The 1,442-nt window shown below is 64.4% G+C and carries 1 protein-coding gene; it reads left to right on the top strand.

The genetic code is table 11. From position 1 onward, the window contains the following. A partial coding sequence (locus tag DW039_RS20705; RefSeq protein WP_243635065.1) for a DUF6531 domain-containing protein occupies nt 1-1,442 on the top strand: 1,442 nt, incomplete at both ends.

Genomic DNA, 1,442 nt, shown 5'->3' with positions numbered 1-1,442 from the left:
GCCACCGTCAAGATAGGCGGCTTCATCCCCCGCGCGGTCGCATCCACACCCACGCGGAGCATCCCGCACATCCCCATGGGGGCAGGCTGGGCGGCCCCTTCAGCGGCGATACCAAAGAACAACGGCCACGCCTTCATGGGCAGCCTGACGGTACTTGCCGACGGGATGCCCTTCTCGGGCGGCGGCGCGCACCTGCACCTTGACTGCAACGACGTGGGCATACCGAGCGTGCACAAGGTTCCGGGCATGTTCCTGCCCACGGGTGTCATCAACCCGATACCTCCCGCCAGACAGATACTCACCAGCCCGGTTCCCGTCCCCCTCAACCCCATGGCGGCACTCGCCCGCAAATGCACGGGGGCGTTCGGGCGTTTCTACAAGAAAAAGACCAGGAAGCTGGCGGACAGGCTGCACAGCAAGGTCAACAGAACGATAAAGAGCGAATCCCTGAAGAACATGCTCCACAAGGCCATCTGTACGGTCACGGGGCACCCCGTGGACGTGGCCAGCGGCACGTTCTTCACCGACGAGGAGGACTTCTGGCTCGACGGCCCGGTGCCCCTGTCATGGGAGCGCACGTGGTACAGCCGCAGCGACTACCGGGGTCCTCTGGGCAACGGGTGGCACCACGCCTACGACATGGGCGTCGTCGCGGACACGGAAGAGGGCACGCTGACGCTCCGCATGAGTGACGGCATCCCGGTGGCCTTCCCCCTGCCTACAGCGGAGGAACCCTCGTTCATCCTCTCCGAACGCAAGGAGGCCCGTCTGGAACAGGACGGCGGCTACTGCGTGTGGGACATGGCCGAGGACCTCTACTACCGCTTCACACACAAGGAGTACGATTCCGTGCGCCTGCTTGAGAGCGTGACCGACTGCAACGGCCTGGGCATCCGCTTCGACTACACGAAAGAGGGCCTGCTGCGCTCCATCACCGACAGCGCGGGCCGCCTCCTGAGGGTGGAGCACGACACGAGAAGCGGACGCATCCTTGAGATATGCGGCCCGCATCCGGAAGATCCGGAGAAAGAGATTACCCTCGCCTCCTACGAGTACGACGCCGACGGCAACATGACCCTCCAGCGCAACGCGGCGGGCGACGTGATGACATACGAGTATGCCGGAAGGCTCATCGTGAAGGAGACATGGCGCAACGGCCTTGCGTGGTACTTCGAGTACGACGGTACGGGCGTGGGTTCGCGCTGCGTACACACATGGGGCGACGGCGGCATATACGACCACAGGCTCACGTTCCGGGAGGGAGTGACCGAGGTGCTCGACAGCCACGGGGAGCTGACGGTGTACCACCACCGCGGCGGCCTTGTGTGGAAGAAGGTCGATGCCAACGGCGGGGAACACCTGTGGCGTTACGACGACAGCCGCCGGCTCCTCGCACAGACGGACCCGCTCGGTAACAGCACCCTGTACAGATATGACCGCTG

It is taken from the genome of Bacteroides sp. AF39-16AC, assembly GCF_003602735.1.
In the GTDB taxonomy this organism is placed as follows: domain Bacteria; phylum Bacteroidota; class Bacteroidia; order Bacteroidales; family Bacteroidaceae; genus Bacteroides; species Bacteroides uniformis.
The sequence above is the reverse complement of the archived record's forward strand: the minus strand, read 5'-3'. Positions and strand labels throughout refer to the sequence as shown.